The 25,900-nt window shown below is 49.4% G+C and carries 24 protein-coding genes and 6 pseudogenes; 15 read left to right on the top strand and 15 right to left on the bottom strand.

The genetic code is table 11. The features are described from left to right. The first annotated feature begins 56 nt into the window (after nucleotides 1-56). Nucleotides 57-326, top strand: coding sequence for a hypothetical protein (locus E6P06_RS03360; protein ID WP_106931107.1), 270 nt, complete (start codon nucleotides 57-59; stop codon nucleotides 324-326). Between the two features lie 33 nt (nucleotides 327-359). Here the strand turns inward: E6P06_RS03360 and E6P06_RS03355 are convergent, their stop codons facing one another. After that, a complete protein-coding gene (locus tag E6P06_RS03355) occupies nucleotides 360-1,064 on the bottom strand; it encodes an IS6-like element IS26 family transposase (RefSeq protein WP_001067855.1) in 705 nt (234 codons plus the stop codon). A gap of 535 nt (nucleotides 1,065-1,599) precedes the next feature. Here E6P06_RS03355 and E6P06_RS03345 point away from each other — a divergent pair. Further along, nucleotides 1,600-2,226: a ParA family plasmid-partitioning AAA ATPase gene (locus E6P06_RS03345; protein ID WP_004197649.1), complete on the top strand. Its 627-nt coding sequence runs from the start codon at nucleotides 1,600-1,602 to the stop codon at nucleotides 2,224-2,226. Further along, the gene (locus E6P06_RS27735) at nucleotides 2,223-2,525 is read left to right on the top strand and encodes a hypothetical protein (RefSeq protein ID WP_071571079.1); all 303 of its coding nucleotides are present in this window, start codon (nucleotides 2,223-2,225) and stop codon (nucleotides 2,523-2,525) included. The genes E6P06_RS03345 and E6P06_RS27735 overlap by 4 nt, the downstream gene beginning before the upstream one ends. A 439-nt stretch (nucleotides 2,526-2,964) precedes the next feature. Here E6P06_RS27735 and E6P06_RS03335 read toward each other — a convergent pair whose 3' ends face one another. The 7 genes and pseudogenes from E6P06_RS03335 to E6P06_RS03300 all read right to left on the bottom strand — a co-directional run. After that, nucleotides 2,965-3,759, bottom strand: a complete 795-nt coding sequence (locus E6P06_RS03335) for a site-specific integrase (protein ID WP_004197635.1) — start codon at nucleotides 3,757-3,759, stop codon at nucleotides 2,965-2,967. A gap of 197 nt (nucleotides 3,760-3,956) precedes the next feature. After that, nucleotides 3,957-4,973 (bottom strand): hypothetical protein, encoded by a 1,017-nt coding sequence (locus tag E6P06_RS03330; protein WP_017899884.1) that lies wholly within the window; start codon nucleotides 4,971-4,973, stop codon nucleotides 3,957-3,959. A 10-nt stretch (nucleotides 4,974-4,983) separates the two neighbouring features. Then, nucleotides 4,984-5,298, bottom strand: coding sequence for a hypothetical protein (locus E6P06_RS03325; RefSeq protein ID WP_053389906.1), 315 nt, complete (start codon nucleotides 5,296-5,298; stop codon nucleotides 4,984-4,986). Between the two features lie 26 nt (nucleotides 5,299-5,324). Next, the gene (locus E6P06_RS03320) at nucleotides 5,325-5,720 is read right to left on the bottom strand and encodes a hypothetical protein (RefSeq protein WP_017899885.1); all 396 of its coding nucleotides are present in this window, start codon (nucleotides 5,718-5,720) and stop codon (nucleotides 5,325-5,327) included. A 168-nt stretch (nucleotides 5,721-5,888) separates the two neighbouring features. After that, the gene (gene ccdB / locus E6P06_RS03315; RefSeq protein ID WP_139934942.1) at nucleotides 5,889-6,194 is read right to left on the bottom strand and encodes a type II toxin-antitoxin system toxin CcdB; all 306 of its coding nucleotides are present in this window, start codon (nucleotides 6,192-6,194) and stop codon (nucleotides 5,889-5,891) included. 1 nt (nucleotide 6,195) lies between these two features. Then, nucleotides 6,196-6,414, bottom strand: coding sequence for a type II toxin-antitoxin system antitoxin CcdA (gene ccdA, locus E6P06_RS03310; RefSeq protein WP_001568025.1), 219 nt, complete (start codon nucleotides 6,412-6,414; stop codon nucleotides 6,196-6,198). 169 nt (nucleotides 6,415-6,583) lie between these two features. Then, nucleotides 6,584-6,829: pseudogene (locus E6P06_RS03300) on the bottom strand (hypothetical protein); the annotation flags it as partial. 274 nt (nucleotides 6,830-7,103) lie between these two features. On the opposite strand from E6P06_RS03300, the gene E6P06_RS03295 reads away from it, so the two are divergent. From E6P06_RS03295 to E6P06_RS03275, 5 genes are all read left to right on the top strand, one after another. After that, the gene (locus E6P06_RS03295) at nucleotides 7,104-9,314 is read left to right on the top strand and encodes an AAA family ATPase (RefSeq protein ID WP_048213823.1); all 2,211 of its coding nucleotides are present in this window, start codon (nucleotides 7,104-7,106) and stop codon (nucleotides 9,312-9,314) included. 662 nt (nucleotides 9,315-9,976) lie between these two features. Continuing rightward, entirely contained in the window at nucleotides 9,977-10,510 is a 534-nt protein-coding gene (locus E6P06_RS03290) for a hypothetical protein (RefSeq protein ID WP_048213822.1), read from the top strand. Nucleotides 10,511-10,519: 9 nt separating this feature from the next. Continuing rightward, nucleotides 10,520-11,887: an adenylate/guanylate cyclase domain-containing protein gene (locus E6P06_RS03285; protein ID WP_230324193.1), complete on the top strand. Its 1,368-nt coding sequence runs from the start codon at nucleotides 10,520-10,522 to the stop codon at nucleotides 11,885-11,887. Between the two features lie 758 nt (nucleotides 11,888-12,645). Beyond that, nucleotides 12,646-12,891 (top strand): hypothetical protein, encoded by a 246-nt coding sequence (locus E6P06_RS03280; protein WP_048213821.1) that lies wholly within the window; start codon nucleotides 12,646-12,648, stop codon nucleotides 12,889-12,891. A 4-nt stretch (nucleotides 12,892-12,895) separates the two neighbouring features. Further along, nucleotides 12,896-13,900, top strand: coding sequence for a hypothetical protein (locus E6P06_RS03275; protein WP_048213820.1), 1,005 nt, complete (start codon nucleotides 12,896-12,898; stop codon nucleotides 13,898-13,900). Nucleotides 13,901-13,984: 84 nt separating this feature from the next. Here E6P06_RS03275 and E6P06_RS03270 read toward each other — a convergent pair whose 3' ends face one another. The 6 genes and pseudogenes from E6P06_RS03270 to E6P06_RS03240 form a co-directional block, all read right to left on the bottom strand. Then, a complete protein-coding gene (locus tag E6P06_RS03270) occupies nucleotides 13,985-14,515 on the bottom strand; it encodes a GNAT family N-acetyltransferase (RefSeq protein WP_048213819.1) in 531 nt (176 codons plus the stop codon). Between the two features lie 3 nt (nucleotides 14,516-14,518). Beyond that, nucleotides 14,519-14,788, bottom strand: a complete 270-nt coding sequence (locus tag E6P06_RS03265) for a DUF1778 domain-containing protein (RefSeq protein ID WP_048213818.1) — start codon at nucleotides 14,786-14,788, stop codon at nucleotides 14,519-14,521. A 214-nt stretch (nucleotides 14,789-15,002) separates the two neighbouring features. Next, a pseudogene (locus E6P06_RS03260) lies at nucleotides 15,003-15,500 on the bottom strand (IS3 family transposase); the annotation flags it as partial. 80 nt (nucleotides 15,501-15,580) lie between these two features. Beyond that, nucleotides 15,581-17,080 carry a group II intron reverse transcriptase/maturase gene (gene ltrA / locus E6P06_RS03255; protein ID WP_048213817.1) on the bottom strand — a complete coding sequence of 500 codons (1,500 nt, stop codon included), beginning with the start codon at nucleotides 17,078-17,080 and terminating at the stop codon, nucleotides 15,581-15,583. A 672-nt stretch (nucleotides 17,081-17,752) separates the two neighbouring features. After that, nucleotides 17,753-18,438: pseudogene (locus tag E6P06_RS03245) on the bottom strand (IS3 family transposase); the annotation flags it as partial. An 853-nt stretch (nucleotides 18,439-19,291) separates the two neighbouring features. Further along, nucleotides 19,292-19,989: pseudogene (locus E6P06_RS03240) on the bottom strand (IS1 family transposase). A gap of 50 nt (nucleotides 19,990-20,039) precedes the next feature. Between E6P06_RS03240 and E6P06_RS03235 the strand changes: the two are divergent. The 6 genes and pseudogenes from E6P06_RS03235 to E6P06_RS03210 form a co-directional block, all read left to right on the top strand. Continuing rightward, nucleotides 20,040-20,231 (top strand): annotated as a pseudogene (locus E6P06_RS03235) (helix-turn-helix domain-containing protein); the annotation flags it as partial. A gap of 318 nt (nucleotides 20,232-20,549) precedes the next feature. Then, a complete protein-coding gene (locus tag E6P06_RS03225; protein ID WP_042201100.1) occupies nucleotides 20,550-21,161 on the top strand; it encodes a DNA-binding protein in 612 nt (203 codons plus the stop codon). After that, the gene (locus tag E6P06_RS03220) at nucleotides 21,158-21,778 is read left to right on the top strand and encodes a hypothetical protein (protein WP_042201102.1); all 621 of its coding nucleotides are present in this window, start codon (nucleotides 21,158-21,160) and stop codon (nucleotides 21,776-21,778) included. Before E6P06_RS03225 ends, E6P06_RS03220 begins: the two co-directional genes overlap by 4 nt. After that, nucleotides 21,775-21,966, top strand: a pseudogene (locus E6P06_RS27860) (hypothetical protein); the annotation flags it as partial. The gene E6P06_RS03220 and the pseudogene E6P06_RS27860, both read left to right, overlap by 4 nt. Nucleotides 21,967-21,981: 15 nt before the next feature. Then, nucleotides 21,982-22,563 (top strand): DUF2971 domain-containing protein, encoded by a 582-nt coding sequence (locus E6P06_RS03215; protein WP_223602139.1) that lies wholly within the window; start codon nucleotides 21,982-21,984, stop codon nucleotides 22,561-22,563. 35 nt (nucleotides 22,564-22,598) lie between these two features. After that, nucleotides 22,599-23,339 carry an abortive infection family protein gene (locus E6P06_RS03210; RefSeq protein ID WP_042201107.1) on the top strand — a complete coding sequence of 247 codons (741 nt, stop codon included), beginning with the start codon at nucleotides 22,599-22,601 and terminating at the stop codon, nucleotides 23,337-23,339. 158 nt (nucleotides 23,340-23,497) lie between these two features. On the opposite strand, the gene E6P06_RS03205 is transcribed toward E6P06_RS03210, so the two are convergent. Next, a complete protein-coding gene (locus E6P06_RS03205) occupies nucleotides 23,498-24,631 on the bottom strand; it encodes a DUF3800 domain-containing protein (protein ID WP_042201108.1) in 1,134 nt (377 codons plus the stop codon). 262 nt (nucleotides 24,632-24,893) lie between these two features. Between E6P06_RS03205 and E6P06_RS03200 the strand changes: the two genes are divergently transcribed. Further along, on the top strand, nucleotides 24,894-25,568 hold the full coding sequence (locus E6P06_RS03200) for a hypothetical protein (protein WP_053065240.1): 675 nt from the start codon (nucleotides 24,894-24,896) through the stop codon (nucleotides 25,566-25,568). Nucleotides 25,569-25,900: the final 332 nt, after the last annotated feature.

Genomic DNA, 25,900 nt, shown 5'->3' with positions numbered 1-25,900 from the left:
CACAGCGCGCTTTGTGCGCGAGCGTGTCCAATCCAGTTCAAGATGAAGGTGCTTCCATGACCTCCCAGGTGACCGACGTTCTAGAAGCAGTCCAGTCATTCATCGCCAAAGGCTATGACCGCGAATACCGCGTCAAGGACGGCAATCTCGTCGATCTCGAACTAGGGTCAACCCTCGATGCATGCAGCATTCGCGTCGATGCGGCGTTGCGCCTCGAGAGCGGGGACGACGGCGAAGATGCCTCCAACATCTACGCGATCACCGATCCGGCGACAGAGCATAAAGGCCTGTTGATCGACGCCTTCGAGGCACTGTTGCAAAGTTAGCGATGAGGCAGCCTTTTGTCTTATTCAAAGGCCTTACATTTCAAAAACTCTGCTTACCAGGCGCATTTCGCCCAGGGGATCACCATAATAAAATGCTGAGGCCTGGCCTTTGCGTAGTGCACGCATCACCTCAATACCTTTGATGGTGGCGTAAGCCGTCTTCATGGATTTAAATCCCAGCGTGGCGCCGATTATCCGTTTCAGTTTGCCATGATCGCATTCAATCACGTTGTTCCGGTACTTAATCTGTCGGTGTTCAACGTCAGACGGGCACCGGCCTTCGCGTTTGAGCAGAGCAAGCGCGCGACCATAGGCGGGCGCTTTATCCGTGTTGATGAATCGCGGGATCTGCCACTTCTTCACGTTGTTGAGGATTTTACCCAGAAACCGGTATGCAGCTTTGCTGTTACGACGGGAGGAGAGATAAAAATCGACAGTGCGGCCCCGGCTGTCGACGGCCCGGTACAGATACGCCCAGCGGCCATTGACCTTCACGTAGGTTTCATCCATGTGCCACGGGCAAAGATCGGAAGGGTTACGCCAGTACCAGCGCAGCCGTTTTTCCATTTCAGGCGCATAACGCTGAACCCAGCGGTAAATCGTGGAGTGATCGACATTCACTCCGCGTTCAGCCAGCATCTCCTGCAGCTCACGGTAACTGATGCCGTATTTGCAGTACCAGCGTACGGCCCACAGAATGATGTCACGCTGAAAATGCCGGCCTTTGAATGGGTTCATGTGCAGCTCCATCAGCAAAAGGGGATGATAAGTTTATCACCACCGACTATTTGCAACAGTGCCCTTACGCACCTTCCCACTTCAACACACCTTTTTGGATAGAAGTGAGAAGCTATCCCGCTTCTCACCACCTTTTACCAAATTTGTCTCACCGACTCCCCACTTCGACACACCGAAGATTCAAAGGCTTCCCACTACGCCCCACTTTTTGCTTCACGCGGTCATAACTGGTTGATACTACCCTCCCTAAAGGTAGCCTGGAGTTGAAAGCCGCATTATGTGGTTCTATGGGGATTTCGGATAAAGGCACCACTTTGCCATCTTGTTATCTTGTTATCTTGTTATCTTGCTATCTTGTTATATTGTTATCTTGTTATCCTAACATCTTACTAATTTGTTAAGATACAAAAACAATTCAGTTATAAATCACACAGTTAACAACTTAACAAGATATTAACTTAATAAAGAAATTGCAATATTGTCGCCTGTTTGGCAATATTAAGTTGTTAACTTAACAATTTAATATGAGGCTATGATGATAATAGTATTGGGTAGTCAAAAGGGTGGGGTTGGTAAAAGTACACTGGCGGTATCTATAGCTGCGTATCTGATGTCACTGGGCAATAGAGTGATCATTGTCGACGCAGATGACCAGAAATCTGTATTGACCTGGTACAACAATCGTCCTGAAGATCTTCCCCATATTCCGGTTACTGGCGCAACAGGCAACATCAAAGCCATGCTAAAGGAACACGAGAAATCTTATGACTTTGTCATCGCAGACTGTGCTGGCCGCGACAGTGCAGAAATGCGTAGTGGGTTGATGGCCGCTGACGTATTCATTTCTCCGTTGCGGCCTTCTCAGATGGACCTGGATGTAGTGCCTCATACATGCTCTGTTTTTACAGCAGCAAAAGATTTTAATGAGGACGTCCGGGGATATCTCGTTTTAAACATGACGCCCACGAACATGTTTGTCAATGAAGCAAATCAGGCAGCTGACGTACTCAAGGATTATCCTGAAATGCGTCTGGCTAGTTCCCGAGTTTGTGATCGAAAAGCGCATCGAGATGCCTGGGCAGAATCAATGACAATTTTTGAAACGCAAAATGACAAAGCACAACAAGAAATCGAATCGTTAGTTAAAGAGGTTATTCTGTGAGAAATAGAGCAAATACTCCATCTCGTGATGAGGCAGCGTTTATTAACGGTGGTACTGCTGGTATTGATAATACCAAAGTGACTTCAGAGAGACCATTGGCTGTAAGTAAAGCAAAACCAGTGAGCATTTCCTTTTTTGAAGAAAACTTAAAAGACATTGATGATCTTATAGCGGGTGAAATGATTTCAGGTAAAAGCAGAGTGAATCGTTCTGACGTAGTCAGGGCAGCGGTAGAGGCACTAAAAAGTTTATCAAAAACAGAGATATCCAGATTAATCGCAGAAGCGAAACAACGATAATATCTTGTTATCTTGTTATCTTGTTATCTTGTTATCTTGTTATCTTGTTGTCTTGTTATCTTGTTCAGGGTGGTAACACCTTTTATATCGAGGCAACAACTTCGCGATAGTGAAAATTTGCGGATGGCCTCAGTCCTATACATAAGGGGATATACATGAATTCAAATACTACAATCGCCTTACATTTTTCGCTTGCATTACTATTTACGTTGCTATCAGTGGCTGGTAGCAACCATGATTTAGCAGGAGTTGTATCTCAATTATTCCTTATTTTCATGGCTGCATTTTTTTTCTTTAGGGCAATGAGGGCCTTTCTGAACATAATTAATGTGATTGAAAGCTGTAAAAAGTGAGGCTGGATAAGCCCCCATTAAGCTTGGACTGTTTCCCACACAAGAACTACTTTAGGTCGAAACCTGGGGTATTACCCATAGTTGACCTATGTAGATTGGTTTGGGGTTAACTTTTTTATCAACGCAACAGCTTCAGCTTCCGGCATAGCAAACTGCACCCGGTGCCGTGCCGCGACATCGAGCGCAAACACCTTCGTATAGACCTCCGTGGAACTGATCGATTTGTGGCCCATCAGGCTCTGCAAAACCTTCAGAGGTATGCCGGCGTACAGCATATGCATCGCGTAGGAGTGACGGAACGTATGGGGGGTAACCGGTACTGAGAACGTCACCCCGTCGGCCGCTGCGGCCTCCACCGCTTCGCTAAGCCAGGTGCGCACGGTACGGTCTGTGATCTCCCAGATACGTGCCTTCTCCATTCTGCCGGTGCGCTTGTTTCGTCTTTCCAGCGGAATTTTCAGGGTGGCCACCATCATCTGCAGCTGGCTGACATAGTGGTGATCGGAAAGGGGAACCAGACGATGGACCTGACTGCCTGCGGGGGCACGACCTGCCGTCCTGGCCGCTTTCTCGGTGCGCTGCTTGAGCGTGGCCAGCTGCACGAACGGATACGGCGGCACCAGCGAAAAATCCCCCCGGGTCAGCGCGAGCGCTTCATTAATGCGCGCGCCGGTGTTCCACAGCGTCGCCAGCAGCATCTTGCGGTGAAGATCCGGCACGTAATGGAGCAGGGCGCTGACTTCCGGCGCCAGCAGGTATTTCGGCAGTTCATCCTGCACGAGCGCCATCTGGCGCAGGGCGAGGGCGGCAGGGTAATCGATGGCCACCGGGAGCAATGTTCCGGGAGATGCCGGAGATCCAACTGGAACCAGGTTATTCATAATTTCTGTTAATTTTTTTCTTTGCCGAGAATTTTCTTCGTAATATTACCGGAGTCAGGATGACTAACCAGCCAGCGACGGCCAGCCAGAAAACAGACGAAGTCACAAACAAAACTACCCCGTCAATGACGGTAGACACGATATTTTCGGGCACAGGTTTCACTCCTCTTCAGTGGGTGGCTATGGAACGGGAACATTCATGACACCAACATCCAGTAGATAAAGCACAGAAAACCCATCCCCCATCCCCAGAACAGGATCTGGCCGCGGTATTTATCCCGCAGGTTAAAAAAGGGATGTGCCTGCAGGTCAACGAGCTCCTCACTTTGCGAGGCAAGCTCCCTTTCCAGCTCCAGGATTCTTTTCTGCGACTGAGCACACAGGGTAGCCAGCCGGATGACCCCGGTTGCCCGTTGCGCCACCTCCAGGTCTGAATCCCCGCTCTGCGGCAGAGACAGTTTTTCTGCCCGCAGCGGCAGGGCGTCACATTTCTCGTCCGGGAGCTGGCCCTCTTTCCTGTGCAACAGATGATAAAATGGACGATTCTTAAGTGAAGTAATTAACTGTTTTTGCGACCGTTTTTTGCCTTCGAGCTGCACGATTTTTTCCTGCAGCCCGCGATAACAGTCTTCCAGCCGGCGTACCGCGGATACCAGGGGCTCCACCCGGAGCGTTGAGCACCTGCCCCGTGGCAACTGCAGTTCGTCTGCCCGCAGCGGCATTGAGCTGGTTTCCCCCGCCGGGAACCGGAAACCCATTGCGTGCCACAGCCTGTCCCTCCGGATCTTGTTTTCTTCGTTTTCTTCATCAACCCGGGAAATTTCAATCGGCAAAACCAGGGTTGCTGGCGGAAGGCCTCTGGCCCAGAGAACAAACTGCTGCGTGATCCAGCTACCCAGGCCGAGTCCCTGCAGGCGGCGTTCCAGTCTGAACTCATCTGTAAACAGATGCAGGGCCTTCTGTTGAGGCCAGTAGATTGCAGTGAAAGTCTGAGTCTTCGTCAGTTCGGTATCGGCAAGGTACAGTGTCATTATGCAGGAGACCCGGTACAATCCGTCGGGAAAATGGTCAGAAGTTGGCCCCCACGATTCCTCCCTGCTCAGAATAACGACCAGATTTTCCTCCTGGCGGGTACTGTTATTTGTAATGATCTCCGGCAATGTCACGAGCCACATTGTTTTGTCGTCACCAGTCCGGGTAACACAGTCGGTCATGTTTTTTTCCCTAACAGTGAAGTGAACAATACACTTTAAAGACCTTATTGATGAGGCAGGCTTTCCACGGCGGAGCGCTGTGTTCAGACTGCGGCAGATGGTAGTCACCCGTGAGCACCCAGAAATCAGGCTGGCCTGATTGTTCTGCCACCATTCTGCCGTTTCGTTTGAGAATTTTTGGAGATCGCCATTTCTGACGCCTGCGGGCTGTCTCGATGGGGCTGTCCTCATTAAGGCCAGAATAAAGCCACAGCTCCTGGTGGCCATATACATCCTCAAGCTCCCGGACCACATCGTTAAATGAGCTAAATGTTGGTGTACCCATACCTCGCCTCAAAAATAGTATCCGGTTCAATAGTCATTCTTGCCAAACAGCTGAGGCAGTTCATCAAACAACATCACATGGCGGGTGCGCTTTCCCTTGAAAATGCGCCTCATCACTGGCGTGAAATCCGCAGGCTCCCAGCCATAGGGCCACGTATAGAAGATTCCGGCTTTCAGCGTGTTATCTGGTCGTTCAGGGCCAGCGACGATACGTCTTACCTCCGCGCTCAGGGCCTCACCGCGCAGGCCGTACTGTCCCAGGTAACGACGCAGCCGCGTTCTCGGCATCCGCGGATCGGATTTCACGTAAGCATTAATATCCATATGCTGCGTGGCGGTGATGATATTCATGCCGTACTTGCGCATGGTGCTGAAAGCGGTGGCCATCACGTCTGTCTCTGGTTCGCCATCAGTTCTGTTCATCTGGTTTCCTTTTACTGACTTAAGGGTGTTTGTGTGAACCGTTCGTTTAAGCTGACCCCGCGAAAGCCTGCAGGGCATCCGCTCCGGAGGGCAGTTCATGCTGAGGGTTAAGCTCTGCGGCAATGCTTCGTTTTGACATCCTCGATGTCTTTCAGGGCGGGGAGGCTGTCAAATTCCCCAGAACATCAGGTTTATCGCATTTTTGATGTCATTTTCCCGGTGGCTGAGATCGGCCACTTCCTCCCCGGTGACGGAGGCCGTGACGCTGGCCATGTCCGTGGTCATCAGGCGGTAGCTTTCATCCCCGATGTGCACCACCGGATAGAGTTCACGGGAAACCTTATCCGACAGCAGCCGGGCGCTGGCCAGCGGGATCACCATCCGTCGCCCGGGGGTATCGATGATGTCACTCTGCACATCCACGAACAGACGATAGCGGCTCTCTCTTTTATAGGCATAAACCTTAAACTGCATCTCACCAGTCCCTGTTTTCGTCGGCGAATGAACCGTTCATCTCAATAAAGCGGGCAACCTCGGCCATCCCTTCCTGATTTTCAGCCTGCCAGCGTTCGGAACGCAGACGACGGGCCTCATTCTGCATGGCCCTGTTCACCAGGGCGGAGATATTGACGTCTGCGGATTTCAGTAACTGATAACTGTCGCTGTCTATGGTGACAGTGATGCGCTGCTTCATAATGCACTCCGGAATACATACTGATGATATGCATATCAGTATAGCGTAAGGATGCAGCTGACTCACGCCCGCCTGAAACATACTGTTATGTCGCCATTAATTTCACTTCGTGAAATTCACATACAAAATAATCACCTTAGAGATAACAAGCAGCCATACAGCCACGCCGTTAAATTACAGGACGGCCGTTCCGTCCGGATCCGACTTTTCGCGCTTTACGAAGTTTCCGGAAGTGTGCCACGGTGAGAGAATAAGCAAAGCGGCGTTTTCCGGTGGTGAGCGGCCGGTCGCGGGGCAGGGGAGGGACACAACATATAGCGTCATCCTCAGCTGGTAACACCGCTACATCTTGTGTTTCCGGGCCGCTGCGCACCGGAGGCCGGAAAGCAGATCCGGAACTCACAGAAATCGGATCTGTATGGAGGAGGAATGATACTAATGCACATTAAACAGTAATGCAGCTTTATTATTGCTTAAAAGTTATTAATAACCAGCAGGCACAAATAAAGTTTATTATTTCCCTTATCGCAATAATTCTCCGAAAAAATTACGTGGGTCATCACTTCCTGTCATGTCAGGTTTGTCACGCAAGAATGGTTCAGATAAATCTGATCGGCATGGCACAACCCGAATGCAAAATGGGCTACGATGGAAAGGCTCAAAAAAATTCAGGGATAAGGAGAAAATGAATGGCTCAACTCAGGATCCGGGGCGTAAGAAGCTACGCGCCCGACAGGGATATCTGCTTTGATCTCAGCAGCAAAGTGACGCTCATCTATGGCCAGAACGGTTCGGGAAAATCCACGATCTCTGGCTATTTTTATGACAGTCAGGCAGATAAATACCGGCACTGCGCATTTGAGAGCCCTCACATCAGCCACTATCAGGTCTTTAATCAAGAGTATATTGACAGCAAATTTGCCCGTGCGGACTATCAGCCCGGGATCTTCACTCTCAGTGAGGCCAATCAGGAAAGCCAGGATAAAATAAACAGTAATAATAAAGAAAGAGCAAAACTGAGTGCCCGCCTGGAGAAACTTAATGAGGAGATTGCAGAAAAAGAAGGGATGAAAGAAACGATCGTCGACCACTGTGCCAGAGACATTTTTAACAGGACAGTAAATGACAGAAAAAGTCTCAGTGATTTTCTTGATGGCGCTAAAATTAAAAGATCGTTTTACGAACGTATGGTTGCAACACCACTTTCAGACGTGCGTACCACAACTGAGGCACTGACTGATAAATGGCGGATGTTAAGTCAAAGTGAAGGAACGCTTGTCGGCGAAATTCATATTCCCCCAACAACTGTCTTAACGGAAGAAGCAATAAAACTGATGCAGGAACCCGTTATGCCTGCAAGCAGCACGCAATTCTCTGCACTCATTCAAAAAATCGGTAATGCAGACTGGGTGCGCCAGGGGCAGCATTATATACACGACGATGTCTGCCCGTTCTGCCAGCAGTCCTTTAATGTCATGGCCTTTTCGCGCGAACTTATTCAGATGTTTGATGAGTCATATCAGACTTCTCTTGGAACACTGAGCCAGGCCGCAGAACGACTTGCTCAGGACTGTGATAACCTGGCCGAATTTGAACGCCGTGTTGCGACCCATGCTTTCGTTGATGAGGGGAGTCCGATACTTTCTCTGGTGAAAACCGTTAATAAAGGGGTTCAGATCTTACTGCAGCAGTTCCTCAATAAATTAAAAGAACCGTCTCAGGCGATAACGCCTGAAAATATACAGTCCGCTCTTTCATCGCTTCAGAATGAAGTGGACGCATTTAATACCCGGGTACGAGAAAACAACCGGCTGGCGGAGAACTTTGGCCAGGAAAAGAGAACCCTGAGCGCGGATGTGATGGCGCATCTGAGAAGGATTTGCGATGAGTTCTTTACTGAACGTGACAGGCAGCTTGGCGAGCTGCAGAACGAAGTCGACACCAGATTGCGTGAAGTTGGGATCCTAGCTGCCGGTAAGAAAACACTGGATGATGAGACGAATACGCTGACCGGACAACTCTCCGACATCCAGCCAACCATCAATATTATCAATGCAAACCTAAGACTACTGGGAATAACCGGGTTTGAGATTATCTGTCATGATGACGAAATGAAGCTTTATCGCCTTCGCCGGGGCAACGAACCTGAAAAGGCGGAAGTATTCAAATCCCTCAGTGAGGGTGAAAAAACCATCGTTTCCTTCCTCTACTTTATTGAATCGTGCTCGGGAAGTCTCACTCCCGAAACCGTTAATCCTGAAAATAAACTCATAGTTATTGACGATCCAATTTCCAGCCTGTCACATAACTATATCTATGAAGTCGCAGCACTCATTAAACGGAAGATTATTAAGGCAGCTGCCGCGAGACATGTTGTGATACTGACTCACAATATGTTTTTCTTCCAAGAAATACTGTTAAACAGTGGTCGCCTGCAGGATAACAGAGAAGCACCCGTAAACTGGTCTCTGCTCCGAATCATTAAGTCTGACTACAGCTCCTGTGAAAAGCTTTCCATGCACGAAATGCTCAATGAATATCAGGCATTATGGCAGACCCTGAAAGATGTCAGGGATGAGAAAACCCAGCCCGTTGTGCTGTTTAACACAATGAGGAATATTCTTGAGTATTATTTCAGCTTTGCCTGCAAGAATGAAAAACTTAAAGAGGCCCTGGAGTCTCTGGCAAGCGAACACAGTGATGCCGGAGAATATGATTCCTTTTACCGGGCTATCAACCGGCACTCTCATTCGGATGGCCGAAATATCTTTTCGACCGGCGTTATCGATAAGGAACGTTATCTGAAAATGTTCAGAAGAGTGTTTATTCAGACTGATGACGATGATCACTATCTGACAATGATGGGGGAATCAAAAGAACTGCCGGAAACAGGGGATTAAACAGGATGTATCGCCACCTGCGGGTACCGTTCACTTAACGCGTCGGGAGCGAGCGCATGTGATTACGCACATGCTCTACGCGCCCGAAACGAAAACGTGTATACCGTACAACGGGTACAATTTTCGGTTTCATGGCGGGTTTCCTTTTACAGTCCGGCTACTGCCGGAAGTCCCTGTAACCATTTACAGGCGGTAAAAAGCGCAGAGGGGAACACCCGAGGTGACGACAAGTGATTATAAACACCGTTCTGGTTAGAGGTAAACTGTTTACACACATGAAAAAGGGAGAAGCACAAACCCACTTCTGTCCGTGATTTGACGTAGATACTCACCAGCCTTCTATCACAGGGCCTCAGAGAAGCCAACTTGCTCTCTGTAAACGGCCGTCCCGCCACCCACTTTCCTCGCTGACAACCGAGCGTGATAGTTCCGGTTTGCAAGGTTTCAGGACCTCAAGTTAAAACGACATAAACAAGAAAGGTAATTTTTCGTTATTTAATAAGTGGAAACAAAATTCAGTTTTAAGTAGGATATCAACAATAAACATCGTTAAAAAATCGTAGTATACGTCGGTCCAGTCATCAAGACATACTACCCAGTATTTGAGCAGGCTTGTATCAAACAACCGGGATAGATGTTTTGATGCAAAAAGGAATAAGAGCATGCCTCTAGATGAAAAAGATAAGTTTGATATCGACCTGGTTCAGAAGATGATTACCCGCACTGACGGATTTCATAACTATGCCAATACCAAATCCACTATAATTATTACCTTTATTACAGCCATACTGGCAGCTATAGGCACTAACGCCGGAAGTGCAGTAGCTTACTTGGAAGTAAAAGGTTGTCATGATCTGGCTATTATTTTCAAGTCATTAATGCTCGTTTCCGTAGTATTACTTTTATCCGGATACTTTTTCGTTGGTAAAACTGTTATTCCCTACATTAAAACGACTTCAAAGAGAAATTTTTACTCATTTATAGACACCGTGAAACAATTTGATTCGGAAAAAGAATTTGAAGAAGTAATAAAGACAATGCATGTTAATGAAATAACCAGCACAATGATTTCGTTGCAGTATACCCTTTCTCAAGGGTTGGTCGAAAAATACCGGCTTCATCGTCTTGCAATCTTTTTAATTCTTTTTGCCGCAATACCTTTAATGATTAACACTTTAATCATTTTCTTTGTATAAGGAAATATAATGAGCACGCAATTTAAAGAACTTTTTGGTAAAGCCCGAATGGATGTCAGCAGTGATATGAAATTGGGCAACTTAAGAAAATCGAATGTGTACGCAGATTCAAAGCAGAAAGCGATTTTTGAAAGTGTGAAAGAAGGGATACGTAATGATAGTGCTGATGTTTTTTCGAAAGCAAGCCTTGAAGGCTATGCTGAAGATGCTATGCCAACCATATTCCGGGATGTAAAAGCTGAGTTACGTAAAGTTTTTTGTAAAAACACTGAAGTTAATGAGGCTATCGGCTGCCATCCTGATTTTGACGATCTCCGGGTAAACGATGAGCTCCGTAACGGCTATGCTGTGACGATGTTTTTTGATATCGCAGGGTCTACCAAGCTGGGAAAAACGTATCCACCTGAGATGGTGTTTAATATAAAGAACACAATTATCAGATATGTCATTGAAATAATTCAGGCTTTTGATGGTCATGTTCATCGTATTATGGGCGATGCTGTAATGGCATTTTTCCGCAGTGAAAATAAGGCCATAGAAGGCAAAAAAATTGACAGCGCGATTGATGCCATAAACGCCGGTGTATACATACTTGAATTTATGGAGCAGGTTATCCGGCCAGAACTGGGCGATCAGGGTTCGGAAGATCGTATAGGCGTCAGGCTGGGCATCGATTACGCTAAAGATGATGAAATCGTATGGGGAAACTACGGTGTTTCAGGTGCATTTGAAGTAACGGCAACTTCATATCACGTTGATGTTGCGGCTAAACTTCAGCAAGCGGCTGATACAGATAAGATCATGATTGGTGAAAACCTCAAGTCACTGCTTGGTTTAGGGGCGGAGTATCTGTCCACCAAATGGAAATGGGCGAAAAATGAAGATGGTACAGAATTCAAGCGTTATTATCGGCATGTAAAACCTAACTATAGAGTCAAAGGATCACAAATAAATTATTTGCAGTATGTTTTTGACAACGAAGCATATTTTAAATTTTTGCCATATGGAATAGAAAGTAGAAATACATCCGTTGTACTGACTGCAACCGCAAATAATGTTGAAAAAAAATTTTATTGTCCATGCTCAGAAAGTCTTGATAAAGGAATGTCGCTTAACTTCCATGTAATATTTAGTGCTCCAGCAGGACAACCGTATACTGTCAAGGCGGTAAAGAGGAATACTGGCCCTGAAGCTGAAAAAAATTCTGCATTGAAGGAAGTTAAAAAAGACAGAATGATGAGTTACTACTCAGGCCAGTGGCATGCTGACATTTCCGAAAGTACCAGTTATCATGGTTTACATCATATGGAAATTAAAATTTATGACAGCCATGACAGAGAGGTCGATAGCACAATATTCAGCATTTTCATAAGTTGAATAATTATTGAAACGCACTGATAAAGAGTGTATTGCGCTGCAGGGAAAATCAAAACTGACATATTGTTATAATGGTCAGTTTTGATATCTGAAATTATTGTACGCTTAGCGCATTTCAAAACAGACCTTATTAACTTATCACTTAAGGTTTGGCCTTGAAGTTATAGTCTACTCGAAATCCCCCTGTTTCGAAATATTCGGCTCTCGTTGCTCCGGTCAGCTGCTGCAACTGCTCAGTAACCTCGGCTATATCATGGCTGCACTTTTCGACCTAGATTTGTATCCGCGTCCGCACATTTCATAAACGACGTTCGTATCTCCGAATTTTGAACGTTGCGCGATGGAGTTGTACGTTGAGGACATGCTCGCTTGTCTCTGGCAAGGCTTAACTTTTCCGCTGGAGCTACCTTCCGCGTGATTTTTCGAATTGCGGCAATCCGGACCGTATGCGGCGATTAGCTGCTATAACTGACTTTGCTCATTTGTCCTAAACCCACTCAGCAAACCTCATTCAATTGTAAACCTACTCAATCTAAATCAGCTCCTCAGTAAAGATCCGACTTTACCGCTTTTCGGATCTACACGGTGGGAAACGCGTAATTGATATGATTTTATAACAATACAAACAAAATCATACTAGGTATGATATTTATCACTTTACTATCAATCATATCTGATATGATTTGAACTAAAATAGCAATAAAAATTCTTAGTATGATTTATTATATAACCACACATCATCAAACGGAGCGTGCAGGATGGATCAGGAAGTGACGTTTTCACTCAGCTATGAGCAGCTGTTGCAGGAAGCCGAGGAGTCGATACAGAAATGTGATCTCAACAAGGAAGGCCCTTACTATCCTCAGGAGCTGAGTAAAGCAACGGACTTCCTGCATTTCTGGCACAGGCTGGTGAATCGTGGCTATTCAGGCGTGGGAGATTATGAACGCATTGAGGCCGACTGGCAGCGCCTGCACACCCTCGTCTTTAGGATAGAGGACTGACATCGTGACAACGGTGAACGTCCGCCGTCCGTCACCGCTGCAGCGGCGCGTGCTGATTGTGCTGGCAGGTCTTGAGCACAATGACATTACCTGTGTCCGTACCCGGGACCTGGAACATCTGCTGGAGCAGGGTGGGGACGCCCCGGTGTACGGACCGAACCTGCGTGCCTCCTGCCGGCGCATGGAAGCCTCGGGCTGGCTGCGCACGCTACGTGCGCCGAATCTGCAGCTGGCTGTCGAGCTGACGGACAGTGGACGGGCAATCGCCGTCCCCCTGCTGGCCGCCGAACGCGAACGAGTGCAGACTGAGCAGCGCGCGACGGTGGTCCGGGTCCTGCCCCTGGTCCGGCTAAAGCCGGTGTATGCGTCCGACACATTCGGTGACGACCGCCCGGTGGAGCTGAGTGATCGCTGGCATCTGGCGTGCCGGGGAGACTACGTTATCCGTCTTGACGGCACCACCTGCCTGCAGCTGTGGACCTCTGCCGGGCAGGTGACGCGCCTCGAAAGCGACCCCCTGCAGGTGGCGGAGTGGTTACAGGCCTGTCACGATGCCGGCATTGATATCCGCCTGCAGATCAACGAAAGCACCGCGTTGGAACAGGGTACACCTTCACTGAAAGGGGCTGAGTTTCCCGGCGGACAGGCTTCATCCACGACAGTAACCTGGTACCAGCACCTGCTCAGGGCACTGCGACAATACGATGTGAAGGGGTTATCCGCAACAAACCCGGAGCACCTTAAAGCAGTGAAGCCAGGCTGGCGTAATAAGGAACAACCGTTACAGGAGCGTTTCCTGGCGCTGGCAAAAGCCGTGGAGGGGACTCCTGATGCCCTTCGCTCGGATCGGTATGAAGAAGATACCGGCCATTTGATGACACCGATGCTGGCCGGATTCGGGTTTACGCCGGATCAGGCTTCCCGCCTCACCCGCCTTATCCGCTGGCCGCTGATGAGTCAGGAAGAATTTGACCGGCGCGAACTGAACAGCCTGCTGGACGATATCTAGGCCTGATTTCGGCAAAAATACCGTAATAGGACCAGGCTGCTTTATGTAAGCGGTACGGCTTTACTGGATCAGTCTAAACCAGTTTTATTCATCTTTTACTTCGAACAATTCTTCAACAGATTTTGTCGGGTAGAAGAGCGAATTACTGTTTTCTTCTTTTAACTGTATAAAACCCAGGCGAAGGTAGAATTTTTTGGCGTTGTCGTTCAGCGCTTCCACGAACATTCCGTGTATACCCACAGCCTGCGAGGCCTGATACACGACTTTCATAGCATGGGTAACAAGTGTTTCTCCATATCCCTGGTGATGAATGCTTTTATCAATTGCCAGACGGCCTAAAGTCACGCTCGGCACATTTTTGTAGGGGACGCGCTTTTGTTGCGTTTTGCTGGGTAGAAGTGTTTTCTCAAAGCAGCTGCCAGACAGCGTGTAGTACCCCATAACACGTGGTTTATCCTCTCTCGTCACGAGCAGATAGCCACGCAAAATCTTACTGTTGTGCTGGCGTTTCAGATGGTCAGTAAGAAAAGTATTCAGATACTCTTCTCCACAATCGAAGTTGCTTAATTCATATTCAACTTCCTCTGAAAAAATCTCAATCCTTAAACCGTCCATTTATTACTCCAGTTCCCGGAGACGGTTAGCGGCGCGTTTCAGCCGGTCATTCGGTACTGGCGGATTAGTGATTGCATCCATAACCAGGTTCCAGGACTCCTCATTGAGGAGCAGACGACGGTGCTGGTCAATAACTTCTGCAGCGCGTTCTGAGGCGGTACTGACCATGAACTGCGAAATTGACTGGTTAGTCATTGCTGCAGCTTCTTCGATCATGTGTTTGTCGTCTTCATTTAATCTCAGGTCAATGCGCTGCTTTTTCAGTGCTGACATGGTTTTTCTCCCAGGCCACTCTTTAATCTGAAAGAGCGGACTGTTTTGTTAAGTTCGGGACTTAAGGCGATAGCATGTACGGAGGTATGCCGTACAAATATAATAGTGTTATGGTATGCAGGTTTCAACCACAAGTTAGCTATGGATCTAGGCACAGCACGTAAAGGTACAGAGAAATGAATCGCCATGGGTTTAACAGACACCTCAGAATCATTTATGGACTACCCCCACAACAGTGGACAAATTCTGTCCTCACGACGGAGGCCTGTTCGAAGGCCTCCGGACTGACGCCACCGAGATGACTGTGGCGCCGGGCCCGGTTGTAGAACACTTCAATGTAATCGAAGATATCCGCCCGGGCCAGATCCCGGGTTTTGTATATTCTCTTCCTGATACGTTCTTTTTTCAGTGAACTGAAGAACGATTCGGCCACCGCATTATCCCAGCAATTGCCACGCCGGCTCATACTCGGAGCCAGGTTATTGGCCCGGCAGAAGCGCTGCCAGTCGTCACTGCCATACTGGCTACCTTGATCGCTATTTACGATGACCTCGCCGTCCGGTTTTCGCCGCCAGACCGCCATCATCAGTGCATCCAGCGCCAGTTCGCGTGAGAGAGTGGGCTTCATCGACCAGCCCACCACGTTACGGGCGAAGAGCTCGATAACCACCGCCAGATACAGCCAGCCCTGCCAGGTGCGGAGTAGAGTAAGAGGCAGGGCGTAGTCGGACTATTTCCCTGCCTCTCCTCCCCGAACCGGACGTGCACCTTTCAGCGCATCCGGCTCTCCATTTAAATGCTGGCGAACGCCATTGCCACTTCTGTAAAGCGCGATGTATACGTGTTTCTGGTCTCCGTCCTCAGATAGGGATTACCTTCGGGTAGCCGCCAGCGGAACAGCTTCTTGCCTTGCCCCACCAACCGGTACAGTATTTCGCCGCTGAGCTTGCCGTGATTGGTTTTACCAAATAAAACCCACGTTTTGCTCTGACCCGGTTTCGGTGATTTACACCACCACCTCATCAGGGAAGCGATACCTGTACGGTATTTGCGGGCCAGCCAGTGAGCCAGCTTCCAGAACACGACACGGTCGATATAACTGAAGACTTTGGCCTTAAAATCAACGAACTTATAGAACATGGCCCAGCCTTTCAGTTTTCGGTTGAGTTGTTCAGCCATATCGACTTTGCTTTCACTGTAGTTGCCTGATAACAGTGCTGTCAGCGATGCGGCGAAGTTTCTGGCTTTCTCCGTTGAGACCACTCGCATCTCGCCATAACGACTGCGTTTGCGAATGATCCTGTGCCCCAGAAAGATAAAGCCGTCATTAACATGGGTGATTTTAGTCTTATCCATGTTCAGCCTGAGTTTCAGACTGCCTTCGAGCACACCCCGACACTCCTCCCTGATGGCTTCCGCCTGTGCTTTGGTGCCTTTGACGATGAGGACAAAATCATCGGCATAGCGGCAGTACGCCACCGCGGGTTTCCACTGCCAGTTTTCTCTGACCGCCGTACTTCGGCCCCGTTGGATACTGTTATTCCAGTACCACCGATCTTTTCTGGCTTTCCCGCTCAGGTAGCGCTCATGCAGGTATTGATCGAACTCATTCAGCATGATGTTCGATAATAGCGGCGATATAACACCGCCCTGTGGCACACCTTCACTGGCCGCCCGAAAGAGACCGACATCGATATGTCCCGCCTTGATGGTTTTCCACAGCAGAGTCATGAAACGTGCGTCACTGATCCTGCGGCGTACAGCCTTCATCAGCAGTCGATGATGTACGGTGTCGAAGTAACTGGACAGGTCGCCTTCAATCACCCAGCGTCCCCGGGTTTCACCGCAGTCTGTGAGCTGTAATTTCACCGTGCGGATCGCGTGGTGGACACTGCGCTCAGGCCGGAAGCCATATGAGAGCGTATGAAAATCACTCTCCCATATCGGCTCCATCGCCATCAGCATGGCCCGCTGAACAATACGATCCCGCAACGCGGGGATACCCAGTGGTCGCAGTTTGCCGTTGCTTTTAGGGATGTAAACCCGTCTGGCGGGCAAGGGCTGGTAGTGGCCTGAGAGTAATTCATCCCTGAGGATTTGCAGCTCAACAGCCAGTCTGGCCTGTAGCATTGTTTTGTTCACGCCATCAACGCCGGGGGTATGCGCCCCCTTTGATGAAAGCGTGATCCGCGCCGCTTCAGCCAGCCATTCTGGTTGTGTTATCAGACGCAGCAGCCGTTGAATCCGTAGGGACGGATCGGTGGCTGCCCATGTGGCAAGCTTGCGTTGCATTTCGCTGATTATCAAAGGTCTTCACCTCGTTAGGTCAGTTAATTCACGTCGCAAACACATTCAAACTGCTTCCCTTCGCCATGTAATGGGCTTTCCCCATCGCGGACTACTACGGAAGCTCCGCCAGCCAGCGCGTCATCGGAGCCATGCCCCCTTAACATCCGTCGCTGACCTTCCCCGGTTTACCTGCCTGGAGTCAGGCATACTGAGGAGGCTGCCCGTCGCACTCTTTATCCTTGCTTGCCGCAAGTTGGCAGAAGTCAGCAACGCAAGCGTGATAGACGCTGCTGCCCCGGTGTTTCGCATACATGTCAAAACACCTTCGACCGGCAGTGCTTACGTATCACTGCCAGTTCCTCCTGCACGGCCTGTCAGATCACGTAGGCCGTGGTGACGTTTTCAACCCACAGAGGCGGATTAACGGGTTCATGTTCTTCAGCCTTTCAGTACTTAACCTTGAGGATCATCTCGGCTTAGTGATCTCGCCTCAATCCCCGTTGTCAGCGGGTTACATCACCCTGCGGGCATGCCGCAGGTCACTGCCGCTCAGGTTCTCCACCGTCACACCCGGTGGGATTGTTGGGGTTCTCATCGTGAGTTACCGGTTCAATATTCCAGACAGACTCGCGGTTCATTTAAGCATCCATGCCCGCCCTGAACTCCGGGCACACTATAAGTAATGTCGGTGACCCAGACCTGATTGGCCCGGACAACAGTAAACTGCCGCTGCACGCGATTAGGGGCAACCACTGAAGGTCTGCCAGCGATACGACGCGGCGCTTTATAGCCGCGCACGGCTTTAATCCGGTTCAGTTGCATAATACGGCCCACCCGGTTTTTACCGCAGGTTTCCCCGATTTCGTTCAGGTCGCCATGAACCCGCCGGTAACCGTATACGCCTCCGCTCAGTGAATAGGAGTCACGGATAAGCGTCAGCAGACGCTGATTATCTTTATCACGTGCCGAGACCGGGTTATGCAGCCACGCGTAGAACCCGGCCCGGGCGACATCCAGTACCCGACACATTGTCATCACACCCCATACAGTGCGGTGCTCATTGATAAAGCGGTACTTCAGTCGGGCTCCCTTGCAAAGTACCGCGCGGCCTTTTTCAGGATATCCCGTTCTTCTTCGGTACGTTTTAGCTGTGCCCGTAGTTTCAGGATCTCGCTTTTGGCTTCCAGTAAATCCCGGGCATGCTGCTCGCTGTTATCCGGTTTGATAGCCCGTAGCCACTTGTAGAGGCTGTGGGCAGAAACGCCCAGACGGTCAGATACTTCGGCAACGGAATAACCGCGTTCCGTTATCTGTCGGACGGCTTCTTCCTTAAATTCAGGTGTAAATCGTGGTGTGCCCATATGCTCCCCCTATGCTCAAACTATAGGGCAGGATCGTCTACCGGGGTGGGGTCAGTCCAACTATAGGGCAGATTTGTCTACGGGCTCGGGGGCACTCCACACCTTTAATCAGGTGGCCAAATTTACTGTGCCACTACAGTCGAACAATCACATAGAGCGATAAAATCAGACACTTCAGGACAGATTCATCCAAGAAACCGCCTCAAAGACATCAGCAGTGTCGAGGGCGTCAATTCCTTGCTGGATATTCTTATATCGGATTCCAATCGGTCGCTTAACAGACCAGTATAATTCTTGAAAGGCTTGTATTTTCCAAACGTGGAAATCCGAAAAGGTTTAGATGATATCAAGTCCAGCCCGGAATCTCAGTGAGATAAAAGGATATGATTGTCTGATACCTGATACTGACCATTTCACGGACAGAAACTGAGTAACAGTTCATATAGACAATTCCTTAACAAAAATGAGGCATATTTACCCCCTTATTTGTCGTTTCGTTCATGACAATAGACGCTATCCTACTGGAACCCTGACGTACACAGAACCAGGATACTATTATTCGACTATTTTTCCCCCGTGAGGAATGGTCTTTTTTTCATTAACTTGCCATTACCCCGATGAATTTGAAGCCCAGAATACCGGTGCATTAAGTCCTAAAAATAACGATTACCTACACATACCTCACATTTGTTACATTGCACAACAATTAAGCAACGTGGCTATCTGAACCATAAGCTGGTATGATATTTGCACACTGATGAATACATAACATCAGACAGTTTATTGAAGCGGTCCGGGGGATGTCGCCGGACCGCTTTTTTTATTTGAAGGTATTATTGGTAATGACTCTAACTTACTGATAGTGTTTTATGTTCAGATAATGCCCGATGACCTTGTCATGCAGCTCCACCGATTTTGAGAACGACAGTGACTTCCGTCCCAGCCTTGCCAGATGTTGTCTCAGATTCAGGTTATGTCACTCAATGCGCTGAGTGTAACGCTTGCTGATAACGTGCAGCTTTCCCTTCAGGCGGGGTTCATACAGCGGCCAGCCATCCGTCATCCATACCACGACCTCAAAGGCCGACAGCAGGCTCAGAAGACGCTCCAGTGTGGCCAGAGTGCGTTCACCGAAGACGTGCGCCACAACCGTCCTCCGTATCCTGTCATACGCGTAAAACAGCCAGCGCTGACGTGATTTAGCACCGACGTAGCCCCACTGTTCGTCCATTTCAGCGCAGACAATCACATCACTGCCCGGTTGTATGCGCGAGGTTACCGACTGCGGCCTGAGTTTTTTAAGTGACGTAAAACCGTGTTGAGGCCAACGCCCATAATGCGTGCACTGGCGCGACATCCGACGCCATTCATGGCCATATCAATGATTTTCTGGTGCGTACCGGGCTGAGAGGCGGTGTAAGTGAACTGTAGTTGCCATGTTTTACGGCAATGAGAGCAGAGATAGCGCTGATGTCCGGCAGTGCTTTTGCCGTTACGCACCACGCCTTCAGTAGCGGAGCAGGAAGGACATCTGATGGAAATGGAAGCCACGCAAGCACCTTAAAATCACCATCATACACTAAATCAGTAAGTTGGCAGCATTACCGGAAATCGGCATGTCATTTTCGGCCTGGCGCCAGCGAGCTTGTGTGGTCCGCGCGCTGGCGTTGTTGATAACAGGCAGGCCGGTGTTTGACGTGGCGCTCTCTCTTGGATACGACAATGCCTCATCGTTCGCGACGATGTTCCGCCGCGTTACGGGGCAGACACCCTCATTTTATCATCCTGTATAATCTCAAAACGACTGCATATTCATAATGTGCACTATTCGCTCAAAGCGAACCTTCTGCCAGTTGTGAAAGATAACCCTTCGCACGAAGGTTCTTACCAGCTACTGTCTCATACATCCCTCCGAACCGGCAGCTAATAAAGATCCGACTTCAGGGGTTTTCGGATCTCAACGAGACAGGAGAGAAACTGTATGTAGGTTCTGTACGGTATGTACGATATGTATCAAATGTATTGTATGTATTATTTGTATTTTATGTATTGTTTATTTTTTTGCACCGGACGTACCATGATGTCATTCCCTGTAAAACCGGAGCCAGACCATGACCACCCTCTCCCCGGACACCGTCCGCCGCATTGAAGACGCCGCTGCCGCCCTGATCGCCGCCGGCACCCTGAACCCGACCAACGAGCAGGTCCGTCAGTACCTCGGCGGCGGCTCCCTGTCCCACATCTCCCCGGTGATGCGCGCGTTCCGCGCCCGCCAGCGCGAGCAGGCCGCTGAGCAGACCGCGCCCCTGCCGCCGGAGCTGGCGCAGTTGCTGACCGGCCAGCTGGGGCTGCTGTGGCAGGCGGCCGTGAAACAGGCTGAAGCCGGGGTCCTGGCGGCGCGTGAGCAGGCTGACGACGACATAGCCCGTGCCGACCAGGAGCGGGATGAGGCCCTGGCGAAGGTGGCTGCCCTGGAGAGCGAGCTGGCGGTGCTGCGCGAGGTGGTAGCCGAACGTGACCGCCTGCTGCAGGAGGTGCGCGAGCTGCGCGCGGAGGCGCTGCCGCTGCGTGAGCAGGTGGCCCGCCTGACCGCCACCGGCGAACACCTGGCGGCGCAGCTGCAGGACACGAAAGCGGAGCTGAAGGAGTCCCGGGAGGACGGTCGTCAGCTTCAGGCCGAACTGCTGGCCCTGGCCCGCCATGACGGGAAGGTGAAGAAATGAGACAGGAAAGAACATTACGTATAAAGGCGTTTCGGCGGGCGCTGGAGCTTGGCGCCGGTGAACGGGCTGACGGGTGCCGTCATTTTCCTCGATGGAAAGAGGAACTGAGGAATTTCCCGCACGGCAGCTGCGATTTAGCCAGCAACACACTGGCGAAGTACCTGACAGATACTGAGGGATGCCATCCGTGCATCATTTTTATGGAAGGGAACGCAGGCTTTCAGGAAGCGGAAAACTCAACGGTTCACGGGCATGTCATCGTATTGCTGGACGGGGAATATATAGATCTGACGCTGGATCAGTTTCCAGAATATCCGGAGTATATCCCGGCTGAAGCTGTCGAGTCAGGTGGCCCACTGGGAAAACTTCTGCGCAATATCATGAAGCATGAAGACCCGGTAAAAACCCGTCGGGTTGATCTCAATGGTGGCGAAAAGTTGTATGCCTGGTTACGCGATACCGCCGACGAAGTGCTGGCTGCGGACCCGGAATGGCAGGCCTGGGAACAGTCCATAGAAGAAGCAAGGGAAGCCGCTTTTAAGGCGTTCCCGTTTCTGTCTGACATGCAGAAAACTGAGTGCGAACAGGGCCCGGACAGTCAGGAGGCTGCCAGATGAAGATTTATCATTACACTGACCTGAACGGACTGAAGGGCATCATCGAATCAGGCTCACTGTGGGCGACGCACTTTTCCTTCCTCAATGACAGCAATGAGCTGACTCACGGAATGAACTGCCTTGAGAATGCCCTGCAGTACCTGAGGGACGACTTTAACCCGAAAACCCTGAAGTTCATCGAACAGGCACTGACACACTTCAGAATGCACCGGGCTGCTCATGTCTATAACCTGTCGTTCTGTCTCGAACCCGACCTGTTAAGCCAGTGGCGGGGTTATGGCAGCTCTCAGGGCGTGTGCCTGGAATTTGATGATGAAGAGCTGCTTGCCTCCCTGGAATTAACTCAATATCAGGTGTTTAAAAACCGGGTACTCTATACCAAAGAGGATTCCACGGTTGAAGCCCGGAACGAAATCCTCGCCTTCTTTCGTCAGCCACAGGTTCAGGCGGCAATAAATGCAGATGTAATGCATGAGATGATTCAGGCAACCAGACTGGCACACAGCCTGCCGCCTTTTTTCAAGAATGACGGTTTCAAAGAGGAGCAGGAGTTCCGGATGGTAATCCTCCCGGACAGCCCTTATGAGGGTGTCAATTTTCGTGTCAATGATAACGGTCTGGTGCCATATCTGATCATTAAAGCAAAAGACAAGCTGCCACTGACAAACATCAGAATTGGGCCCCGCAGTAACAGAGCAATGATGATGGATGGGATTTCATTCCTGTTGCAGAGCAGGGGGTACACCAGTACACGGATTTCGTTTACTGAGACGCCGTTCCGGTAAACTCAATTAAGAAGTACAAACTTCAAGGGATCAGTATGTTGAACAAAGTTTCACAAATTAATTTGGCCAAAATCCTGGCAGATAAGTTTAACGAAGGCGACTGGCAGGAGCTGTTTGCTGTTACATCTTGTGAAGATGTTCCGGAAGGGCTGTATAAATTCTACCAGCATGTTCACTGGGACAACCCGGAGCTGAAAGGAGTGGCCATCTCTGCCATAGAAAGCACTCTGGCCAGGGACGCTGATAACCTTTCTAAAATATGGGCGCTGGATAATGTCCAACGCTTTATCAACAATGCAAATACTGAGTTATTCAATGAAATAAAGGACATTGTTAATCAGAATGGGCAAAGAAATGTTTCCGCAGCGCCAGTGAAAAATGTGAACGAAAACATTTACCAGGCTTTAGAAGATGCGGAAGTGTTGCTTCAGAAAAATGGACCACACCGGGCTTATGATCGTGTCCATACAGCTCTTCATGCTTCATTAAGACAAATGTGTACAAACCATGGAATTGCGACCAATAGTACCAATAATAATGTTCCAGGATTGCTTTCCCTGATAACTGCACATCTCAAGGCCCTGCCGGATGATGGAAGAAATGAAGATGTGTTTAAAATGTTGAAGTCTTCTGCCGCAATACTTCATGGAATCAATAACCTGCGCAACAATTACAGTATGGCCCATCCTACTGAAACTTTGCTGAATGAAGCCGATGCCCGTTTTGCCATAAATCTGGTTCGTTCCATCATGACTTATGTTGATGAGTTGCTTTAGTTTTAATAAAAATATGAGACTCACAACGAACAGATAGAGCTTCAACGAAGAAGTGAAGTACGGCCAGAATTTCGAGTTCTGGCCCTCCGGAAGATGCCGGACAGACGCATCATCCCGTCGCGGCCGCTTCCACTTTTGTGTGTACTCAACCTGCCGGATCAGGATGGCGGCAGGATTTGCACCCGATGTTCCAGCCGCCTTGCCTCTTCCTGATCCCGGTATTCCCTCGCCTTTTTCATCATTTCTGCCGTTGGCTCCTGCAGTTTGTCCAGAAACTCCTTAGATCGTTTAGCCACCGACTGAAGGGAGACACTGTCCGTCCTGCCGGTATTGCGATTGGTGTAAACCAGGCGGGTAAGGGGTCTGGTTAACTCCTTCCCTTCCATAAAGCGTTTGAAGATCCAGAGATATATATCAACCAGCTCCAGCCCTGCACTTTTTGTACCCGACTGGAAAACCAGCGGTTCAGCCGGCATGTTCGTCACATCCATGACCGGTAAACCGGGACCGTGTACCCACGGCATCTCACGTATCTGGTAATAGAACTCCCTCAGCTCCCGCTGGGTGGTGTTGAACTGTGACTGCTGGTCCACAACGATGTCGGCTTTGCGATTTGGTGCTCCCAGGCGGGAACAGATACCGCGCAATACGAACTGAAATCCAACCATATTGGGCATGATCTGCAGCTTTTGTTTACCGGTTTTGCAGTTATATCCCAGTTCGTCAAAGTGGGTCATCGCCCAGGACAACGCATCGGTAATCAATTCAATGTAACGGCGGTCCCCCAGGGTATGAACGCGCGCAAGCAGCTCACTGCAGACCTCACTGAACAGAGATGAGGACCTTCCATCATGGGCTTCGAGGCGGGCACGCCACGCTTTTTCAGCCAGTTCATTATCGAACAGGCTTGCCAGATTCAGTAGCAGCGGGTAACGAAAGGGGGTCCAGTAGGCAACCCTGGGCACTGCAGGATTCATCCCCTGATCAAACACCTGATCGAAGAACGAAATAATGGCGTGATCCCGTTTAACGACCTGCCAGACATCAAACCGTATCCGGTGCTTCTTCTGCAGGACAAGCAGCGTATCAACCACCTCATCAAGGCGGTGCATGCCAAGCTCTGCGGCGTGCAGACGCTGTACTCCCAGTTTCTTACGCAAGGCAGCAAGATCGGCTTCGGCAACCTTGTCCAGGTCATCCGGTGAAGAAAGCACGCCGTAGGAAAGCACGGGCTGGGTAGGATCAAAAAGATTGGGACCGGTATGACCGGTTTCATCCACATAAAAATGCATGCAGGGTTCCTTTATCAGGCAGGCGCAGGCGAAACGATATTGTTTATGCGACTGTAAAACCTTCATATAAGTAGGTGCAAGCGATCCGTTTAAGCATCTTTACAGAACTGCGGAAAGGCTGCGCTCAAAAAATCAGCAATGTGTAACTTGTTACTGAAGGCTGTGTGCATTCTTTAACGAAAATGATGGTGTTCTTTTAAGTATCGGATTAGAAAGGTGATGAAATAATGACAATAATTTTTAAAGGATGATTGCTCCGACTATGAATATTATCAACCCTTTCCACACACAGTGCAGTGCCAGAATCCCCGATATTTACCCCGACCATGTGCCGCGCTCTCCCATAACATCCTGGCTTGATGCGGCGCATGTTCTGGCTTTTGCAGGGGCTAATAGTGATATTGCGTGGCATATTGAAAATGAACTGGCGAATGGCGGTGAATACGCGAGCTGGAGAGCACATATGCCGCCAGTTACACCGCAAATTTTACTGGACTATCAGCAGCTGTACCCCCTTTCGCCGGCGCGGATGGCTCAGGCGGACAACGAGGTAAATACCCATGGAATGATGATCCCACATGGTCAGATTCTCTTCCACGGTGGCCAATGGATGGGAAAGAAAACTGTGACTAAACTTAGTGACCCCTTTGCCACGACCTTCTGTCCACAAGTTGCCATGCGTGAAGCTGAGCACTCAGGGAAAGCATATAAGGAAGGCTACATTGATCTGATGGTCATTACGGTTATCGATCCCCAGGTCAAAGCCTTCGTGTTCGACATGGATGAGCCAGAAAAGGGAAATGAGCTTGAGGTGCTGTTTGCGGCCGGGGCAACGATAACTGTTACCAGCAGAACCTCTATGGGTCACAACTATCCTGTTTACGGGAATCCAGAAAAAGAAATTATGACCTACCTGGTTGAAGCCACACTCAGTTAAAAACAGAAGGGCGCTTCAGCGCCCTTAATTTATGCCACTTTGCGCAACGTGAGTTTTCGGGCGACTGAGCCCCCTTATGCAGGTCGATAAGCGCCAGCGTTCACTGAACATATTCAGTCTTCGAATCTGAATAATTTCCCATTCAATCCTTCCGCTCCGGTCCAGAAACTCACAATACCGTCAGGTCAGTCAGGTGCTTCAGGCCAGCAATTCCGATTTAGCCAGAAATCGGATCTGCGCGGCAGGAAAACCGTAAGTGATATGATAATAAATAAATACATATAAAATAATATAGGGTGTGACATTTATCACTTTTAATATAATCATATCTA

The sequence above is a fragment of the Citrobacter sp. CF971 genome, assembly GCF_006385635.1.
Classification (GTDB): domain Bacteria; phylum Pseudomonadota; class Gammaproteobacteria; order Enterobacterales; family Enterobacteriaceae; genus Citrobacter; species Citrobacter freundii.
The sequence above is the reverse complement of the archived record's forward strand: the minus strand, read 5'-3'. Positions and strand labels throughout refer to the sequence as shown.

Coding starts and splice junctions, on each gene's coding strand:
- E6P06_RS03360 (WP_106931107.1), top strand. CDS start 57: ATGACCTCCCAGGTGACCGACGTTCTAGAAGCAGTCCAGTCATTCATC.
- E6P06_RS03355 (WP_001067855.1), bottom strand. CDS start 1,064: ATGAACCCATTCAAAGGCCGGCATTTTCAGCGTGACATCATTCTGTGG.
- E6P06_RS03345 (WP_004197649.1), top strand. CDS start 1,600: ATGATAATAGTATTGGGTAGTCAAAAGGGTGGGGTTGGTAAAAGTACA.
- E6P06_RS03335 (WP_004197635.1), bottom strand. CDS start 3,759: ATGAATAACCTGGTTCCAGTTGGATCTCCGGCATCTCCCGGAACATTG.
- E6P06_RS03330 (WP_017899884.1), bottom strand. CDS start 4,973: ATGACCGACTGTGTTACCCGGACTGGTGACGACAAAACAATGTGGCTC.
- E6P06_RS03325 (WP_053389906.1), bottom strand. CDS start 5,298: ATGGGTACACCAACATTTAGCTCATTTAACGATGTGGTCCGGGAGCTT.
- E6P06_RS03320 (WP_017899885.1), bottom strand. CDS start 5,720: ATGAACAGAACTGATGGCGAACCAGAGACAGACGTGATGGCCACCGCT.
- ccdB (WP_139934942.1), bottom strand. CDS start 6,194: ATGCAGTTTAAGGTTTATGCCTATAAAAGAGAGAGCCGCTATCGTCTG.
- ccdA (WP_001568025.1), bottom strand. CDS start 6,414: ATGAAGCAGCGCATCACTGTCACCATAGACAGCGACAGTTATCAGTTA.
- E6P06_RS03295 (WP_048213823.1), top strand. CDS start 7,104: ATGGCTCAACTCAGGATCCGGGGCGTAAGAAGCTACGCGCCCGACAGG.
- E6P06_RS03290 (WP_048213822.1), top strand. CDS start 9,977: ATGCCTCTAGATGAAAAAGATAAGTTTGATATCGACCTGGTTCAGAAG.
- E6P06_RS03285 (WP_230324193.1), top strand. CDS start 10,520: ATGAGCACGCAATTTAAAGAACTTTTTGGTAAAGCCCGAATGGATGTC.
- E6P06_RS03280 (WP_048213821.1), top strand. CDS start 12,646: ATGGATCAGGAAGTGACGTTTTCACTCAGCTATGAGCAGCTGTTGCAG.
- E6P06_RS03270 (WP_048213819.1), bottom strand. CDS start 14,515: ATGGACGGTTTAAGGATTGAGATTTTTTCAGAGGAAGTTGAATATGAA.
- E6P06_RS03265 (WP_048213818.1), bottom strand. CDS start 14,788: ATGTCAGCACTGAAAAAGCAGCGCATTGACCTGAGATTAAATGAAGAC.
- ltrA (WP_048213817.1), bottom strand. CDS start 17,080: ATGCAACGCAAGCTTGCCACATGGGCAGCCACCGATCCGTCCCTACGG.
- E6P06_RS03225 (WP_042201100.1), top strand. CDS start 20,550: ATGACCACCCTCTCCCCGGACACCGTCCGCCGCATTGAAGACGCCGCT.
- E6P06_RS03220 (WP_042201102.1), top strand. CDS start 21,158: ATGAGACAGGAAAGAACATTACGTATAAAGGCGTTTCGGCGGGCGCTG.
- E6P06_RS03215 (WP_223602139.1), top strand. CDS start 21,982: ATGCACCGGGCTGCTCATGTCTATAACCTGTCGTTCTGTCTCGAACCC.
- E6P06_RS03210 (WP_042201107.1), top strand. CDS start 22,599: ATGTTGAACAAAGTTTCACAAATTAATTTGGCCAAAATCCTGGCAGAT.
- E6P06_RS03205 (WP_042201108.1), bottom strand. CDS start 24,631: ATGCATTTTTATGTGGATGAAACCGGTCATACCGGTCCCAATCTTTTT.
- E6P06_RS03200 (WP_053065240.1), top strand. CDS start 24,894: ATGAATATTATCAACCCTTTCCACACACAGTGCAGTGCCAGAATCCCC.